The organism is Serratia sp. BNK-12 (assembly GCF_047456085.1).
GTDB lineage: Bacteria > Pseudomonadota > Gammaproteobacteria > Enterobacterales > Enterobacteriaceae > Serratia > Serratia liquefaciens.
In genome coordinates this window covers 2699877-2717138 of record NZ_CP179896.1, presented here as the reverse complement: position 1 = coordinate 2717138, position 17262 = coordinate 2699877, and the positions used below count along the sequence as shown (strand labels likewise).

Annotated in this window: 17 protein-coding genes; 3 read left to right on the top strand and 14 right to left on the bottom strand. The window is 58.5% G+C overall.

Features of this window, described 5'->3' with window-relative positions:
* Window positions 1–11: 11 nt before the first annotated feature.
* Window positions 12–683, top strand: coding sequence for a dethiobiotin synthase (gene bioD / locus ACMGG1_RS12440; protein ID WP_414160704.1), 672 nt, complete (start codon window positions 12–14; stop codon window positions 681–683).
* On the opposite strand, the gene clcB is transcribed toward bioD, so the two are convergent.
* Window positions 680–1960, bottom strand: coding sequence for a voltage-gated ClC-type chloride channel ClcB (gene clcB / locus ACMGG1_RS12435; RefSeq protein ID WP_046373643.1), 1281 nt, complete (start codon window positions 1958–1960; stop codon window positions 680–682). The genes bioD and clcB overlap by 4 nt on opposite strands.
* Window positions 1961–2234: 274 nt before the next feature.
* On the opposite strand from clcB, the gene ACMGG1_RS12430 reads away from it, so the two are divergent.
* A complete protein-coding gene (locus ACMGG1_RS12430; RefSeq protein WP_414160703.1) occupies window positions 2235–3722 on the top strand; it encodes an MDR family MFS transporter in 1488 nt (495 codons plus the stop codon).
* A gap of 33 nt (window positions 3723–3755) precedes the next feature.
* Here ACMGG1_RS12430 and ACMGG1_RS12425 read toward each other — a convergent pair whose 3' ends face one another.
* Window positions 3756–4055 (bottom strand): DUF1161 domain-containing protein, encoded by a 300-nt coding sequence (locus tag ACMGG1_RS12425; RefSeq protein ID WP_020826761.1) that lies wholly within the window; start codon window positions 4053–4055, stop codon window positions 3756–3758.
* Window positions 4056–4143: 88 nt separating this feature from the next.
* Window positions 4144–4512: a DUF1283 family protein gene (locus tag ACMGG1_RS12420; RefSeq protein WP_020826762.1), complete on the bottom strand. Its 369-nt coding sequence runs from the start codon at window positions 4510–4512 to the stop codon at window positions 4144–4146.
* A 148-nt stretch (window positions 4513–4660) separates the two neighbouring features.
* Here ACMGG1_RS12420 and ACMGG1_RS12415 point away from each other — a divergent pair, with 148 nt between their 5' ends.
* Window positions 4661–4987, top strand: a complete 327-nt coding sequence (locus ACMGG1_RS12415) for a YnfA family protein (RefSeq protein ID WP_020826763.1) — start codon at window positions 4661–4663, stop codon at window positions 4985–4987.
* 35 nt (window positions 4988–5022) lie between these two features.
* Here ACMGG1_RS12415 and ydfG read toward each other — a convergent pair whose 3' ends face one another.
* From ydfG to ACMGG1_RS12360, 11 genes are all read right to left on the bottom strand, one after another.
* A complete protein-coding gene (ydfG, locus tag ACMGG1_RS12410) occupies window positions 5023–5772 on the bottom strand; it encodes a bifunctional NADP-dependent 3-hydroxy acid dehydrogenase/3-hydroxypropionate dehydrogenase YdfG (RefSeq protein WP_115058896.1) in 750 nt (249 codons plus the stop codon).
* A gap of 177 nt (window positions 5773–5949) precedes the next feature.
* Entirely contained in the window at window positions 5950–6471 is a 522-nt protein-coding gene (locus ACMGG1_RS12405; RefSeq protein WP_041414537.1) for a GNAT family N-acetyltransferase, read from the bottom strand.
* A gap of 97 nt (window positions 6472–6568) precedes the next feature.
* Complete coding sequence (locus tag ACMGG1_RS12400) at window positions 6569–8011, bottom strand: MFS transporter (RefSeq protein WP_262244214.1); 1443 nt, start codon at window positions 8009–8011, stop codon at window positions 6569–6571.
* Between the two features lie 169 nt (window positions 8012–8180).
* The gene (gene fecA, locus ACMGG1_RS12395; protein WP_128864955.1) at window positions 8181–10511 is read right to left on the bottom strand and encodes a TonB-dependent Fe(3+) dicitrate receptor FecA; all 2331 of its coding nucleotides are present in this window, start codon (window positions 10509–10511) and stop codon (window positions 8181–8183) included.
* Between the two features lie 110 nt (window positions 10512–10621).
* Entirely contained in the window at window positions 10622–11572 is a 951-nt protein-coding gene (gene fecR / locus ACMGG1_RS12390; RefSeq protein WP_414160702.1) for a ferric citrate uptake sigma factor regulator FecR, read from the bottom strand.
* Window positions 11572–12093, bottom strand: coding sequence for a ferric citrate uptake sigma factor FecI (gene fecI / locus ACMGG1_RS12385; protein ID WP_128864953.1), 522 nt, complete (start codon window positions 12091–12093; stop codon window positions 11572–11574). Before fecI ends, fecR begins: the two co-directional genes overlap by 1 nt.
* 93 nt (window positions 12094–12186) lie before the next feature.
* On the bottom strand, window positions 12187–13266 hold the full coding sequence (locus ACMGG1_RS12380) for an ABC transporter ATP-binding protein (RefSeq protein WP_414160701.1): 1080 nt from the start codon (window positions 13264–13266) through the stop codon (window positions 12187–12189).
* Window positions 13266–14219, bottom strand: coding sequence for a carbohydrate kinase family protein (locus ACMGG1_RS12375; RefSeq protein WP_082144825.1), 954 nt, complete (start codon window positions 14217–14219; stop codon window positions 13266–13268). Before ACMGG1_RS12375 ends, ACMGG1_RS12380 begins: the two co-directional genes overlap by 1 nt.
* A gap of 22 nt (window positions 14220–14241) precedes the next feature.
* Window positions 14242–15081, bottom strand: a complete 840-nt coding sequence (locus ACMGG1_RS12370; RefSeq protein ID WP_046373635.1) for a carbohydrate ABC transporter permease — start codon at window positions 15079–15081, stop codon at window positions 14242–14244.
* Window positions 15071–15979 carry a carbohydrate ABC transporter permease gene (locus ACMGG1_RS12365; protein WP_262244211.1) on the bottom strand — a complete coding sequence of 303 codons (909 nt, stop codon included), beginning with the start codon at window positions 15977–15979 and terminating at the stop codon, window positions 15071–15073. The genes ACMGG1_RS12370 and ACMGG1_RS12365 overlap by 11 nt, the downstream gene beginning before the upstream one ends.
* Window positions 15980–15988: 9 nt before the next feature.
* Window positions 15989–17239, bottom strand: a complete 1251-nt coding sequence (locus ACMGG1_RS12360; RefSeq protein WP_414160700.1) for an extracellular solute-binding protein — start codon at window positions 17237–17239, stop codon at window positions 15989–15991.
* Window positions 17240–17262 lie beyond the last annotated feature (23 nt).

Below are 17262 nucleotides of genomic sequence, written 5' to 3'. Positions count from 1 at the left end.
GCAATTAAGTCATGTTAACGCGTTTATTTGTAACAGGAACGGATACCGATGTCGGTAAAACCGTGGTTTCTCGCGCTTTGTTGCAGGCCTTTGCCGCACAGGGCCGCTCAGTGGCTGGCTACAAGCCGGTTGCTACACGCTGTCAGGAAACCAGTGAAGGCCTTCGCAATAAAGACGCTTTGGTTCTGCAGGCCTCTTCAACTCTGCCGCTGTCATATCAGGAAATTAATCCCATCACCTGTCTGGAAGAAGTGTTTCACGCGCAACCTACCGACGATATCAACTATGGTGTGATGAGCAGCGGACTGCAGCATCTATCCGCCAAGGCCGATACCGTGGTGGTCGAGGGCAGTGGCGGCTGGCGCGTGCTGATGAACGACATGCGGCCTTATGCCGAATGGGTGGTGCAGGAGCAGCTGCCGGTAGTTTTAGTGGTGGGGATTAAATTGGGCTGTGTCAGCCATGCGTTGTTAACGGCTCAGTCGATCATTAATGACGGCTTACCTTTGCTGGGCTGGGTGGCTAACCGCATTAACCCGGGGCTGGCGCACTATGCCGAAACCATCGACGCGTTGCAGCAGCGCATTCCTGCGCCGTTGCTGGGTGAAATTCCTTATCTGCCGCGGGCTGAGCAGCGTGAATTGGCGCATTACCTGGATATCTCACCGCTGCTGAACCGCTAGGCGTTGTGATAGACCGACACCGAGCGCAAACCCCGTGAAACGGTAGTGGCGATCACGCAGGCCAGCAAAATGCCCGGCAGCAGGGTGTATTCACCGGTCATTTCGAACACCATCAACGCAGCCATGATCGGCGCGTGGGTGGTTGCGGCCAGCAGCGTGGCCATACCGGTCAGCGCCATCAGCAGCGGCACCGCGCTGCCCAGTTCCGGCCAGGTAGCGCACAGTTGCCCAACCACCGAACCCAGGGCGGCCCCGACAAACAACGTTGGCGTGAATACGCCGCCGGGCGCTCCGGAACCGCTGCTGGCGAGCACCGCCAACAGTTTACAAATCAGAATGGCACCAACCAGCAATACGCCGGGCGGCGCACTGAGCAGTGACTGCACCACGCTGTAGCCATTGCCCCACACCTCAGGAAACAGCAGCGAAAGCAACCCCACGATCAACCCGCCGAGCGCCAATTGCAAAGGGGGCTTCAGGCGCAGCGAACGGAAAGCATGGCCGGTGGCCTGCATCGCCCATAAAAATAGCGGGCCGCAAATGCCGGCCAATACGCCCAGTAGCGCCATCAGCAGATATTGCACCGGCCAGGGGGCGGGCAGAGGCTCAACCAGGTACAGCGGCGCCTGGCCACCGTTAAGCAAGTTGGTCATCAGCAGTGCGCAAACGGCGGCAATCACCACCGGGCCCAGCGAGGCCAGCATCAGCGTGCCAAACAGGATTTCCGCAATAAACAGGCTGCCTGCCAACGGGGCGTGGTAAGCGCTGGCCATCCCGGCAGCCGCGGCGCAGGCGACCCACAGTTTCCATTCTTTCTCGTGGGTGAAGCGTTGAGCAAACACTGAACCTACCAGCGCGGCCAACAGGATCATCGCACCTTCGCGACCGATGGCGCTGCCGCTGGAGACCACCAGCAGCGAAGCCAGGCATTTCACCAGGCTGGCACTGACGTCCAGCCGCCCGTCGCCGGTTTCGATCGCTTCCATATAATCGGTTGGCGCTATCTGTCGTTGATGTTGATAGCGCTGGTAAACCCACAGCAGCGTGCCCGCCGCCAGGCCGCCTAACGCCGGGGTCAGCGCCCTTCGCCAGGCCGGCAACGCGGAGGCGGCAGCGACAAGGCTGCCGCTCTCATGGTCGAGCAACAGCCATTCCAGGCCCAGCATCGCACGGTGAAACAGCCAAACCACCAACGCGGCGGCGATACCAAGAAAGATGGCAATAAACAGGCGGCGCAGCAGGGCGCGATAGTGGTGCAGGTGGACCCATCGTTTCATGCGTCAGTAAAATCAGGAGAAAAATGAAAGGTTCAGCGGAGTATTGTGCTTGGCGTGTCAGCCGAAGGCCAGTGAATCTTTGCAGAATTGGCGGAGGGTTCATGGTTTAGCGGGATGGCAGGGATTTACCCTGATTTTTGTGACAATGTCACTTGAAGTTCAAATGGTGCGTTTTTCGCCAGCGAAAACAGCTAACTAGACAGCGGTAACGGCAGCGACTCGTCGGGCTGATATAATGGGATGAAAATGAGAATCCAAGGTTTGTAATCACGCTATGACCAATAACGAAGCCCCAGCGCCACTCCCTCATCGTCCGTTGATCCTGATTGCCTGCATGTTGGCGATGTTTATGTCAGCCATTGAGGCGACGATTGTCGCCACGGCGATGCCCACAATTATCGGCGATCTGGGCGGGTTTTCTCTGCTGGGCTGGGTGTTTGCAGTGTATTTATTGGCGCAGGCCATTACCATTCCGATTTATGGCCGGCTGGCGGACTTCCTCGGGCGCAAGCGGGTATTTTTCTTTGGCGCCACGCTGTTTTTGCTGGGCTCGGTACTGTGCGGTTTCTCACCCAATATGTACTGGCTGATCGGTTTTCGGCTGCTGCAGGGCCTGGGGGCCGGGGCTATTATGCCGATAGCCACCACCATCATCGGGGATGTTTACAGCGCCACCGAACGGCCGAAGGTAATGGGTTATCTGTCCAGCGTCTGGGGTGTTTCGGCGATCGTTGGCCCGCTGCTGGGCGCGTTTATCGTCCAGCATCTGCCTTGGGCGTTGGTGTTCTGGGTTAATTTACCCATTGGCCTGTTGGCGATGTTTTTCCTTGGCCGCTATTTGCCTTCTCACCAACAGCTACGTAAGCATGCGTTGGATCTGGCGGGCACGGCTTGGCTGACGCTGTTTGTTTCGGCGCTGTTGTTGTCGCTGCTGCAGGCCGAAAACCTTGGGTGGTGGGTGCTGCCCCTGTTGGGCTTGGCGGCCGTTGCGCTGATGTTGTTGGTTCGACAGGAGCGCCGTGCACCGGAGCCATTGTTCCCGCTGGCGCTGTGGCAAAGCCGGGTGATTGTGGCCGGCAATATTGGCGGTCTGGTGATTGGTGCGGCGATGATGGGGATCAGCGCTTTCCTGCCGACCTTTATTCAGGGCGTGATGGGCGGGCCACCGCTGGAAGCCGGTACCACGCTGGCGCTGATGTCGATTGGTTGGCCGCTGGCCAGCACCTTCAGCGGACGGCTGATGCTGATGACGTCCTACCGTACGACGGCGCTGCTGGGCGCGCTGTTGCTGGTGGCCGGTGGGCTGATCTTATTGCTGATGCAACCGAGCGGCGGTTTGCTGTGGGGCAGAGTGGCCGCCTTTATGATCGGCGCCGGTATGGGGCTGTGCAACACCACGTTTTTGGTTTCGGTGCAGAACGCCGCGCACCACAGCATCCGTGGCATCGCCACTGCCTGCACGGTGTTTACCCGTATGATGGGCTCGGCGATCGGTACCGCGATCTTGGGGGCCACGCTGAACATTAACCTTCAGGTGCGTCTGCCGCAAACGACCGATCCGGTCCAACAGTTGATGGAGCCGGCTACGCGTGGCGCAATGGGGTCGGAAATGCTGGCAGAGATGACGCAGCAGGTTGCCGCCTCACTGCATTGGGTATTTTTGGTCTCCGCCATCATCTCACTGTTGGCATTGGCGGCTGCGATGTTGATCCCCGCCCGGCATCGGCCGCAGGGTGAGGGAGAAGAGGCGGAACAAGCCTAAAGGAAAGGGCGCTGATAGCGCCCTAGATCAGAATTACTGTGCGGTTTTGGTATCTTGACTGGTGCCGGTCTGGGCCGCATCACCGCTGTCGTCGCCGTTGCTCAGGCGAGTATATACAATCTTTTGGGTGTCGTTCTCGCAGTGGCCAACCACCAGCCCGCCGGCCTGTTGGGCCTGATCGTTAGGCACGATATCCAGCTTGAAGCCGGATTCCGGCACGCCGTTGTTGATAATTTTCTGCGAAATGTCCGCCTTCACGCTCTCGCACGAGGCCAGGGCGGCCAGGGGGGCTGCGGCCATCAGCACTGCACCCAAGATAAGCGCTTTTTTCATCAATTCGTCCTTTTTGAGAATGGGCTTCCTTAGTCAGAATAGCAGCAACGGCGGCGGAGAGTAACGGCCGCCGCGTGCTGCCGCAAGATTAAGGATTAATCTGACGACCGGTCTGACGATCCAGACACTTGCGAGTATTGGGTTCCCAATATGCATTAACGTTCAGGCTGTCGTTGCAGCGGTCTTCGTTATCAATCGCCTTGTCTACCTTGTCGAACTCTTTCTCCACGCGGGTGTTGACCTTATGGCGCAGGGATTTGGTGTCGTTGAACTGTTCTTTGCTCTGACGAGCCGCTTCGGTACTCATGGCGCCGCTGTTACTGCCGTCGACGGTCACGCAGGTGCTGCCCTGAGTGCAACTGGCGGCCAGTGCCGGTGCCTGCCAGGCACCCATCAGCATCAGCATGGCGACCGGCAGCATCCCGCGCAGCAGTCGTTGAGTAGAAAGTGTTTTCATCGTTTCATCCTTATGAGTTAGTGTTGCCTGATAGCGGCAGCACTGGCTTTAACGCGCCCTCGGGCGTGCTGATAAATATACCATCCTGCTCTTGGAGTGCACCAATTAAGCGCCGCATCGTTTACTTTACAGAGAGAAAGCTTTCCCCATGTTAAAGACCACCCTGTTATTTTTCGCCACTGCGCTGGCTGAGATCGTCGGCTGTTTCTTACCTTATCTGTGGTTGAAAAAGGGCGCCAGCGCCTGGCTGCTGCTGCCGGCGGCGGCCAGCCTAATGCTGTTTGTTTGGTTATTGACGCTGCATCCTGCAGCCAGCGGGCGCGTATATGCGGCGTATGGCGGAGTCTACGTTGCGACGGCACTGTTGTGGCTGCGGGTGGTTGATGGGGTGAAACTGTCGGCGTTGGACTGGCTGGGCGCCGGGGTGGCGTTGGCGGGGATGCTGATTATTGTTTCGGGCTGGCGAGCGGCCTGACAAGCGGCGGCAGGGGCTGGCCCTGCCGCATAAAATCACGCTTCGCGGTGGATATTCAATCCGGCAAAGGATTGGCTGACCGGCATGATCTCCAGCGAGTTGATGTTAACGTGGGGCGGCAGAGTCGCCACCCAGAACACCGACTCGGCAATATCTTCCGGCGTCAACGCATTGGCGCCGTCGTAGACCTTATCCACCTTGCCGTCATCGCCTTTGAAGCGCACGTTAGAGAATTCCGTGCCGCCCACCAGGCCTGGCTCAATGTCGGTTACGCGGATGCGGGTGCCGTGCAGGTCGGCGCGCAGGCCGAGGCTGAATTGCTTGACGAAGGCCTTGGTCGCGCCGTAGACGTTGCCGCCGGCATAGGGCCAGTTGGCAGCAACGGAGCCGATATTGATCACATGGCCGACGTTGCGTTCAACCATTGCCGGCAGCAGGGCGCGGGTCATGTTCACCAGGCCTTTGGCATTGGTGTCGATCATGGTTTCCCAATCATCGGCGTTGGCCTTGTGTGCAGGCTCCAAACCTAACGCCAGACCGGCGTTGTTCACCAGCACGTCAATCTGGCGCAGTGCCGCAGGCAGCTCATCAATCACCTGCTGAATTGCCGCGCGATTACGTACGTCCAGACGGACGATATGCAGCGCCTCGCCCAATTCGTCTTTCAACTCTTCCAGACGTTCAATACGGCGGCCGGAGGCGATCACCTGATGGCCTTCGCGGATAAAACGTCGTGTGATGGACTCACCAAACCCTGAGGTGGCGCCCGTGACAAAAATGATCATGCTACTGTTCCTCAACTGTTTTTAACCACATGCTAATAGCATTAGCATAATCCCGGTTTAAGTGGCAGTGGTTATCGGCGTCGACATAAAAAAACCGCCATCGCTGCTGCCAGACGGGCGGTTTTTTGGTCAGAGGGTTATGCAAGCCGGGCTGAAAGTGCCCGTTCTGCAATGCAGCTACAGCTGAGGCGGTACGTGGTACACCACGCAGTCATACTTGGTATTTTCGCGTCGGCCTGCCACTACGCCGCCCAGAGATTCGGCGATGCGTCGGCTGGGGGTGTTTTGTTCTGCCACCGGATAGATAAAGTGACGCGGCCGGTAGCGCTCGCTGGCCCACACCGCCATGGCATGAACGATTTCGCGGCCGTAGCCGTTACCGTGCAGGCTCTCTTTTACCCAGATACCCAGCTCCGGGGTGGTGTTGTGCAAGTCATGCAGGCCGCCCATGCCGACAAACTCTTTGCTGTCGCGCAGGCGAGCGACGAAAATCAGCTCCTCACCTTCACGGATCAGCGGCAGCCAGGTTTGCCAAACGTTGGCGAAGGCCTCCGGCGACTCTTCAGGCTCAAAATTCATAAAGCGCGTCAGTGTAGGGGTAATCGCCTGGTAAACATCGTCGGCATCTGCTGCGGTAAAAGGGGCAATCAACAACCGGTCGGTGTTCACGCGGCACTGAGAAAGGTCACTGTGGATCATTATTATTACCTCGCTTTTCAGGCCAAAACGGCAAAAAATCCGCACCGGTGAAACGGGGCGGATCATCGATATTACGTTGATTGGCGACAGATGCGACTTATTTCTGCAATCGCTGAGGCGAGAGCGGCAAAGGTTCGGCCGCCGGTTTTCGCTGGCGTACCTCACTGCCGGCGTTCGGATCCAGGGTAAAGCTGTCAATCACCGCCAGCAGCGCGATAACGCCGATGACCACAAACGCCAGTTGGAAATCGACCAATGGAATGCGCGCTGTGGACTGCGGCATCAGCATTTCCGCCAGGCGCAGTGCCAACGCGCCGATGGCGATACCCAGCCCGCTGCCCATTTGCTGCGATACATTAAACAACGTATTGGCGCCGTTCATTTGCGGCTGCGGCACTTCGGAAAATGCTAACGTGTTGAGCGCAGTGAACTGCATGGAGCGCGTCAGTCCACTGACGAACAGTAGCCCCAAAATCAGCCAGGTCGGCGTCTGCGGCGTCAACAACGCGCAGGCGAAAATGGTAGCGGCATTGAGCAAACCGTTCACCACCAGCGTAGTACGGAAGCGAAAACGGTACAGCACCGCCGAGGTAAAGGGCTTCATCACCAGGTTGCCGGCGAACACCGCCAGCACCAACAGCCCGGCATCGAAGGCGTTAAGGCCAAACCCAATCTGGAACAATAGCGGCAGCAAGAAGGGCACGGCGCCGATGGCGATACGGAACAGCGTACCGCCCCAAATCGTGACGGCGTAACTTTTTATCCGCATCGCCCACAGGTTGATTAAAGGATGTGCCGTTCGCTTGGCATGGCGAACCGCCAGCGCACCCAGTGCCAGGCTGCCAAAAATGCACAACGCGGGTACCAGCCAGGACAATTGCGGATGGTTGATCAGATCCAAACCGAACATCAGGCCGAAACAGGCAATGCCGGTCAGCACGAAGCCGAGTGCGTCAAAGGGAACGCCTTTCTGCGGCGCTTCCTGAGGGATCAGTCGCCAGGCCAGCCACAGTGCGGCGATGCCCAGCGGCACGTTCAGAATAAAAATCCAGTGCCACGAGGCGTAAGTGGTAATAAATCCCCCGACCGGCGGGCCGAGGATCGGGGCCACCAGGCCCGGCCAGGTAATGGTGGCGATGGCTTTGATCAAATCGGATTTGGCGGTATTGCGCAGCACCACCAGGCGCCCGACCGGCACCATCAACGCTCCGCCGAAGCCCTGCAGAATTCGGGCAGCAGTAAACGTCGGCAGGTTAACGCTGGCGGCACAGAGCACCGATGCCAGGGTAAAAATCAGCACTGCCGCCGCGAAGATATTGCGCGCGCCAAAGCGGTTGGCAATCCAGCCGCTGGCAGGAATAAATACCGTCAGCGTCAGAATATAGGCCGAAATACCGATGTTCATGTCCACCGGTCGCACGCCGAAAGCCGCCGCCATCTGCGGCATGGCGGTGACGATCACTGTCCCGTCGAGGTTTTCCATAAAAAAGGCACCCGCCACCAGCAGTGGCAGCGCACTGGCGCGTGAAAAGAAACTCATGGCAAAGCACGCCGGGCGAAGCGCGGACAGGATGCGGACATGGCAGAAACCCCGTTTCAAAAATGTTAACGCCGGAAGAGTTTTTGAGGATAGCGCATTGCGCCGAGGTTAAAAAGAGGTTGAGCGGGTGATAATTAGCGGGCGCAGCGCTTGCGCCCGCACAGGGAAATCAGAACTTCACCGAACCTTGCAAATACAGGGTTCGTGGCTGACCGATGTATAGCCCCTTGTTGTTGTCGTCGTAAGCGCGGGTGAAATATTCATGGTTAAACAGGTTTTTAACCCCGACGCCCAGATTCAGTCCGGCCATTTCCGGTCCAAAATCATAGGCGGCGCGCAGGCCCCACAGCATATAGCCAGGAATGCGGCCGGTACTGCCGTCGGCACTTTCCGCCACGGTGTTGGCATTGTCGGCGAACTGGCTGGACTGGAATTCACTGTTGAGGTTGAACGTCCAACTGCCCGGCGTGTAATCCAGCCCCAGCGTACCTTTATGCTTCGGTGAGAACGGCACCTGGTTGCCTTTGTAGGCGCCTTCCTCACGGATGGTGGCGTTGACATAGGCATAGCTGGCGTAAACCGTCACGTCGTCCAGTTTGGGAGTCAACTGCGACAGATCGTAACGCAGGTTGCCCTCCAGCCCGGCGTGTCGAGTTTTGCCACGTGCGGTGACGCTGTCGGTGACCTGGTTCGAATCATACTGATTATTGAAGTTGATCAGGAACAGGCCAATCTCACCTTGCAGCGCATCGCCTTCATAGCGGGTGCCCAGTTCCCAGGTTCGCGCTTTTTCCGGTTCGATATTGCCGCTGTCGACCGCTTTACCCATCTGGCTGTATTGCACCGTGCCGAACGAGCCTTCGGTATTGGCGTACAGGTTCCAATATTCGTTCAGATGATACATGACATTCAGCGCCGGCAGCGGGGCGTTGTAGCTGACGTCGAGGCGATTATTCTTGATGTAATTATTCTGATAGGAAGAGATATGCTCATAGCGCATGCCCGGCGTGATGGTCCAATCGCCGATATCTATGCGGTCATCAATGTAAAAGGCGTGGGCGTCAGTGCCGGACTGAGTATCGCGATCGTAAGGGCTGCTGGTTGAAGGTAATACGCCGCTGCTGGCCTTGCTGTAGTAGCGTAGCTCATGGGTCGATTCACTGACGTAGCGATAACCTACGCCGACTTCATGCGCCGACTGGCCCCAACGGAAGCTTTGGCTGTAGCGTGGCTCCACGCCGCGTACCCAATATTCGCGCGGCGAAAGCGTCAGGTTCTTGCCCTGATCGAGATAGCCGCTGCGCAGGGTATAGGTATAGAAACTCTGCACGTCGAATTTGTGTTGCTGATCCGGCTGATATTGATAGCCGAAGTTGGCCAACTGGCGACGGCCCCAGAATTTGTCATAAGGACGCGTAGACTGGAATGGATTGGCGTTGTAATCCGCCCGGCTTAATCCACCCGGCATATCGGCCTGGCCTTCGTAATATTGCAATAAGCTATTAAAGGTGTGCACCTCGTTTGGCGCATAGCGGCTTTTCAACATCACGTCGTCGATTTTGGTCGAACTGTGTTCGCGCCAGTCGCTGCCGCGGGTGCCGGAATAAAGCAACGCGCTGCCAAAGCCGTTGTCGGCGGTACCACCGATCATCAGGTTGCCGGTGCCTTTGGGGTGATCCTGACGGGAGGTCGGGCTAAGTTGGCCCTGCATGCCGGCTTCCATGCCGAAGGTTTTCGGGATGGCCTTGGTGACAAAGTTCACTACGCCACCGACGCTTTGCGGCCCGTAACGTACGGCACCGCCGCCGCGGACCACGTCTACCGCATCCATATTGCCGAGGGATACCGGCGCCAGCGACAGCTGCGGCTGGCCATAAGGGGCAAAGGGCACCGGAATGCCATCCATCAGCACGGTCGAACGGCTGGCCAGGCGTGGGTTTAAACCACGAATGCCGAAATTGAGTGCCATATCGTGGCTGCCGGTGCCGTTATTTTCCGGAGCAACCACGCCCGGCACGCGATTCAGCGCTTCTCGCAAGGTGGTGGCGCCGGTTTTGGCAAACTCTTCTCGGCGCACCACGTCACGCGCGCCGGCGTGTTCGAATACGTCAATCTGACGGCCTTCAGCCAGCCAGTCACCGACCACGGTGATGTCTTGTTCTTGCTGCACCGTCGGCTGTTTGACCAGCGTAAAGCCATTAGCCCCCAACGCCTTGGCCTGCAAGCCGCTGCCTGCCAGCAGTGCGTTCAGCCCCTGATTAACGTCGTAGTTGCCTTTCAACCCTGGTGAACGCTTGCCGGCGGTCAAACTTCCGTCAACGGACAGCGCAATGCCGGCATGGGCGGCAAAGGCATTTAACGCGCCATCCAGATCGCCTGCGGGGATCTGATAAGCGGTGGCGGCAACCGGTGCTGTCTGCGCTGCCAGCAAGGGTGAAGCGAATGCCAGACCCACGGCGACCGCCAGTGGTTGAAGCGGTTTTCCCCAAAAATTGTTCATACCTTCTCCTGATTATTCTATTTTTTGCTGCAGTGTTTTAACTGGAGTCGGATGAAAACGAAAAAGGGACAATCAAGAATGCGATTTTTTATCATTTTCATTTAAATAAATCAGGCGGGGACCACTTTTAACCAATAACGGGTAAAGCTTTGCAGCCGGATCGGCAGCGTTTGGCTGAGCAGCAGGAGTGCGCGATCGGGCTCCTTCAGTGGGAAACTGCCGCTCACGCGTAGGCCGGCAATGGCCGGATCGCAATCCAAACGGCCGTGACGGTAACGCGCCAGTTCGGCAAGCACCTGATCCAGCCGCCATTGACTGACACTCAGCACGCCGCGGGTCCAGCTTTCGCCGTTGCCGGCTGCCTGTTGTTGGCCGAATGCCACAGCGCTGAAGCTGATTTGTTCCCCGGCGTTAATCCGTCGTTTTTCCTGTGGGAAATCTGCCAGTTGGGCTTCTACGGCGTGTTCAAGCACCGTCAGTTGCGTTTGATCGTCGTTTTCTCGCACCAGGAAATGGGTGCCGAGTGCGCGCATGGCACCTTGCCGGCTTTCGACCCAAAACGGCCGGTCGTCGCGGCCGGTAATCAAACTGATTTCTCCGCTGTGCAGCAGGATCAGCCGTTTTTCAGCGCTGTAGCGAACATCGACAGCGCTGGCGGTATTGAGTACCAACTGGCTGCCGTCGCTGAGGACGATGGGTTTAATTTCACCGGTAGCGGTGCGGTAGTCGGCGCGCAGCTCGCGGCCCAACGGGGACTGAAAGCCCAACCAACTGCCACCGACGCCCAGCAACAGACTTTTCAGCAGGGTGCGGCGATCCAGCGTGGACTGGCGGCCGGCCTGGTCGAGCGTGCGATAGCTGAATTTTCCAGGTACGCCCTGCAACTGACTTTGCAGTGCTTCAACGCGTTGCCAGGCCCAGCGGTGATCTTCGTTTTGTTGGTGCCAGGCCTGCCACTGTTGCCGTTGGTGCTCGGTGACGTTTTCGTCGCATAACAGGGCAAACCATTGGGCGGCCATTTTCAGCGCCTGGCGCTGCTCGGGGGTGAGGGTGTGGCTCATTACGGGTATTCTGTTTCCAGGCTGAACAGCAGGCAGTGCTCGGCGGCTTTGGCCATGTATTTTTTTACTGAACTGACCGAAACGCCGAGGCGTTGTGCAATCTCGGCATAGCCCAGTCCTTCGAGCTGCGACAGCAAAAAGGCCTGTTTGATCTTCGGCCCCAGCCCGTCGAGCATGCTGTCGATGTGTTGCAGACTTTCAAGCAGGCTGTGGCGCTGTTCGGGTGAGGGCGCCTGCGCCTCCGGCATCAGCGCCAGCATATCCAGATAAGCGCGCTCCAGCGTTTTGCGGCGGAAGAAATCGACCATCACCCGCTTGGCGAGGGTAACCAAAAAATCTTTGGGTTCGCGAATAGCGGCGGCGGAGTCGTTTTTCAGGACCCGCATGAAGGTGTCCTGTGCCAGGTCGTCGGCGTCAAAAGCGCAACCGAGTCGACGTTGCAGCCAGCCCCGCAGCCAACCGTGATGGGTTGCGTAGAGGCGTGTAAGCGCATCTGAGGAAGTAGGGGCTGTGGCTGACATGGGTTCCGCGCTGCCGGTCAAAAAAGATGCGCGGATGATAATTGAGAATGGTTATCGTTTCAAGTTTGACGCCATCCCTGGCCACGCGAACTTTCAACTTTCACTCAAGCGCAGTCCCGTCGCGGCATCGAACAGGTGGATCGCGTCACGGTTGGGCGCTAACCACAGCGGCTGGTCGCTTTGTGCGTTAATTCGTCCGTTGAACTGTACGTGCAGGCGATAACCGCCCCAGTTGATATGCAGCAGGCTGACATCGCCGGTGATCTCCATCAGTCGCAGTTGGGCGGCAGGTTGCTCGCTGGTGTCGACCAGGTGGAAGTCATGGGGACGCAGCCCGAGGATCACCTTGCTGCCTGCCACAACATGCCGCCATTTCGCGGGCAATGGCAGCCAGAGTTCGCCACAGGCGACGCCAGGCCAGTCGTCGCGCGGCGTGACGACGCCGTCCAACAGGTTCATTGGCGGTGAGCCGATAAAGCGCGCCACAAAGGTATCGGCGGGAGCGTCGTAGATCTCCAACGGTTTGCCTTGCTGCACGATATTGCCGTCTTTCATCACCACGATTTGGTCCGCCAGCGTCATGGCTTCAATCTGATCGTGGGTGACATACACCGTGGTGGTTTTGAACTGCTGATGCAGGGCCTTGATCTCGGCACGCAGCTCCATACGCAGTTGGGCATCGAGATTGGACAGCGGTTCGTCGAATAAAAATACCTTGGGATTACGCACCATGGCGCGGCCCATCGCTACCCGCTGCCGTTGGCCGCCGGAGAGTTCTTTTGGATAGCGCTGCAAAAGATGATCGATCGCCAAAATGCGCGCTGCTTGCTGAACCTTGGCCTGCTGCTCGGCCTTGGCTACCTTCATCACCTGCATGTGAAAAGCCATGTTTTCCGCCACCGTCAGGTGCGGATAGAGCGCATAGCTCTGGAACACCATGGCGATGTCGCGGTCGGCAGGATCCAGATCGTTGATCTTCTTTTTATCCAGCAGGATCGTGCCTTCCGTCAGGCTGTCCAGCCCGGCCAACAGGCGCAGCAGCGTGGACTTGCCGCAGCCTGACGGGCCGACCAGCACGGTAAAACTGCCGTCGGGGATCACCAGATCCAGGGGGTTCAATACCCGTTGTTTGCCGTAGTATTTGGCCACTTTAACCAGTTCTACACTTGCCATCAGACCATTTCTCCGGCGCAGGTTTTCAGGGTATTCCAGTCCAGGTATTGGCGCGGCGAGCTGCTGATAGCGTGGCTGGCAGCACGAATACCCCAGCGCAGCGCCACTGCTGACGAGTGGCCATGCAGGCAGGCGGTCAGGAAACCGGCATTGAAACTGTCGCCGGCACCAATGGTGTCGACCACCTTGATCGGATGTGCCGCCGCCTGCAATAAGCGTTCGCCGCACCACATGCGCGCACCGTCCGGACCACATTTCACCACGCAGGCGGCGTCGGCAGGCTGTTGACGATTCAGGGTACGAGCGGCGGTGTACAGATCCTCACTGCCCGCCATGCCACAGGTTTCCACTTCATTGAGCAGCAAAACATCACAGAATGGCAACCAGTCGGCGATTTGCGTGCGTAACGATTCGCTCCAGCCCTGTGGGGGCCAACCGGTATCAACCGCAATGCGATAGCCGCGCTGGCGCAGGGTCTTCAGCAACGCCGGGTAGTCCGCCAACAAGGTGGTGCACAGGAAGGTGCCGCACAACAAAACGGTGTCGCCGCTGCCGGCCAACACCGGGATCTGATGCAGCACATCGTCCTGGCTGAGGCGGGTAATATGCCCCTGATTGCTAAAAAACGTGCGTTCATTGTCGGGGTGGGTGACGCCGAAAGTCAGCGAAGTTTCGCAGCTGTAGATCGGCCAATACGGCGAACTGTCCGGAAACAGCTGCGCCAGCCAGGGGCTGAAATAGTCATTGCCCTGATTGGCCACCAGCCGGTAAGGGGTTTCCAGCGCTGCCAGCGCCAGTGCGCAGTTGCCTGCTGAGCCGCCGGGGCGCAGCTCACTATGATCGAGCATCGCTTCAGTTCCTTTCTGCGGCCATTGCTGCAAGGTGCTCATGATCACATCGACGTTGATATTGCCCACCACGTACAGCGTGGGTTTGGTGTTGGTCTTCATCATGTCTATTTTCTCCCTGAATAAATTAGCCCTTGCTGCCGCCGCTGGTTAAGCCGCTAACCAGGGTTTTTTGCAGCCAGAGGGCAATGAACAGCGGTGGAATGGCAGCCAGAATGCCGACGGCGGCGATCAGCCCGTCATCGGTGGCCCGCCCGGCGGTGAAACCGGCTATAGTCACCGGCAAGGTCTGCGCCTGAATATTGCTGGTAAACAGCAGCGCGTAGAAAAATTCGTCCCAGGCCAGCAACCAGCCGAACAGCGCCGAGGCACCCAATGCCGGTTTGGCCAGCGGCAGGGTAATGCGCAACAGCACTTGCCACTGGCGTAACCCGTCCAGCCGGGCGGCCTGCTCGATGTCGATCGGCAGGGCATCAAACTGGTTTTTCAGCATCCAGGTGAGAAACGGCAGGATCAGCGAGCAGTAGACCAGCACCAGACCGATATGGGTGTTCAACAGCGCCAACTGTTGCAGGATAAAGTACAGCGGCAGCACGAAAGCCACCGGCGGCACCATGTAGATCGCCAGGCTGGCAAACAGCCAGCCGTCGCGGCCGGGGTAGCGGGAAAAGCTGAACGCCGCAGGAATGGCCAGCAATAACGAAATCAGCGTCGCGCCGCAGGCAACCAGCAGGCTGTTGAACAACGCATGCAGAAACAACGCACCGGGTTGGCCGGGTTGCAACGACAGCAGGCTGACGTAACGCGAAAAATCCCAGTGACGCGGCAGCCATTCCAGCGGCACGCGGGTCAGATCGGCCGAAGAGCTGACGCTCATCAGAAACAGCCATAGCATCGGTGCGAGGATCGACACTGCCAGCAGCAGCGCGGCGCCGTAGCGCAAGAGCAGGCGGAGTTTAGGCTTCATCGGCGAGGCTCCTTCTGCGCTGGCGGAACAGCATCAGCATGTACAGCGCAATCAGCACGCCGCACAGCAAGGTCATCAGCACGGCGTAGGCGGCACCGCTGCCGGCGCGCAGATAGCTGAACGATTCCTGATAGACAAAGAAACTCAGGGTTTTGGTGCTGTCCATTGGCCCGCCGCGCGTCATCACGTAAATGATGTCGAACACTTTGAACGCGTCGATGGTACGCAGCACCAACGCCACGGCCAGCGGCGCCAGAATGGCGGGCAGGGTAATGGCGCGGAATCGTTGCCAGGCAGAGGCGCCGTCCAGTCGAGCCGCCTCGTACAAATCGTCCGGGATGGTTTGCAATGCCGCCAGCGTCAGCAGGGTGATCAGCGGATAGTTTTTCCAAATGTCCGCCAACATTACCGCGTTGAGTGCCGAAGCCGGTTCTCCCAGCCAACTGCGATAGTGGTCGATCACGCCGAGCTGAGTCAGCAGCGCGTTGATGCTGCCGTAATCCGGGTTGAAATTCAGTCGCCACATCGTGGCATTGACGATGGTCGGTAGCGCCCAGGGCAAAATCACCAACACCCGCAGCAGATTGCGACCGTGGAATTTTTGATTGAGCAACAGCGCCACCAGCACGCCAATCACCCCTTCAAACGCCACCGAAACCAGGGTGAAATACAGCGTACGCCCCAGAGCCGCCTGAAAATCCGGGTCGGTCAGGGCATAAAGAAAGTTATCCGCACCGACCCAGGCCGGCGCTACGCCGTCGCCGACCAGCGCCGCATCGGTAAAACTCAGCCACAGGGTACGACCCAGCGGCCAGGCGGTGAGCAGCAGCATCATCAGCAGCATGGGTGCCAGCAGCACCCATGCCTGACGACGCTCACGTTGGGGCAGAGTGAGCATCGTCATCGCTTAACGCAACCGTGCCGCGCTTTGGGTCGCGGCATCCAGCCCGGCCTGCGGCGTGACTTTACCCTGCAGGATTTGCTGCAGGTCCTGCTGCAATCCGTTGGACAGCCGTGAGTAATCCGCGGTTTCGGGGCGCGAAAGCATCACGTTCAACGACTGTTTGGCGGCGGCGATCAGCGGTTCCTGACCTTTCTGCACCGCGGGATCCTCATAGGAGGATTTCCAGATCGGCAGACTAAGCTTGGCGTACTTGTCCTGCACCGGCTGCGAGGTCATGTAACTGATGTACTGCCAGGCCTGATCGGGGTGGGCGCTGGCCTTGGCAATGCCGAGACCCATGGAGCCATTCACCGCAGAAACCTGACCGGCCTCGGAGCCCGGTGCCGGCACGATACCGACGTCGCCGGCCACCTTGCTTTGCTTCGGATCGTTGGCCATGTTGTACATATAGGTCCAGTTCAGTGCGAAGGCTGCATCCCCGTTGGAGAAGGCCTTGCGCACGTCCTCCTCAAGATACTCGCGAGAATTCGGGTTGGTGAGCCCCTTATCCAGTGACGCTTTCATGTAGCTGGCGGCCTGCAGCGAACCCGGGCTGGAGAAGGTGATTTTGCCCTGCTGGATGAACTGGCCCTTGAAGGCCGACACCAGCGTGGTGTAGTCGCAAACCAGCGCTTCGGCCTGTGACCAGCTCCACACCAGCGGGTACTTGACCACGTTTTTCTGCTTCAGAATTTCCGCCTGCTGTTCCAGCTCCTGCCAGTTTTTCGGCGGGGCGGCAATCCCGGCCTTGGCCAGCATGGCCTTGTTGTAATACAGGTATTTGGTGTCGAGGATCCACGGCATGCCCCAGCGCTTGTCTTTGTAGGTGACGGTGGTCATGGCGCCGGCAAAGATTTTGGCGCTGTCGTCGGCGCTGATGCGCGCGGTGACGTCTTGCAGCAGGCCGAACTTGGTGAATTCCGCCGGCCAGATGGCGTCGAACAGCACCACGTCGTAACCATTGCTGCCGGCACCGCGCGCCGCGACGATTTTATCGTGCAGCGCCTCGTAAGGGACAAACTCCAGATTAACGGTGATATCCGGGTGTTGTTTGCTGAAGTCCGCGGTCATGGCGCGGATATCGTTTTCACTGTAGGCCGCCTGGGTCATAAACAACGCGCTAATTTGCGTGGGGGCGGCATAGGCGGATGAGAGACTGAGCGCCAGGGCAGACAAAGTACAGACTGCCGTAGCGGCAAGGGTATGGCTTTTCATTGTGCGTTCTCCGGTGTTAAAAA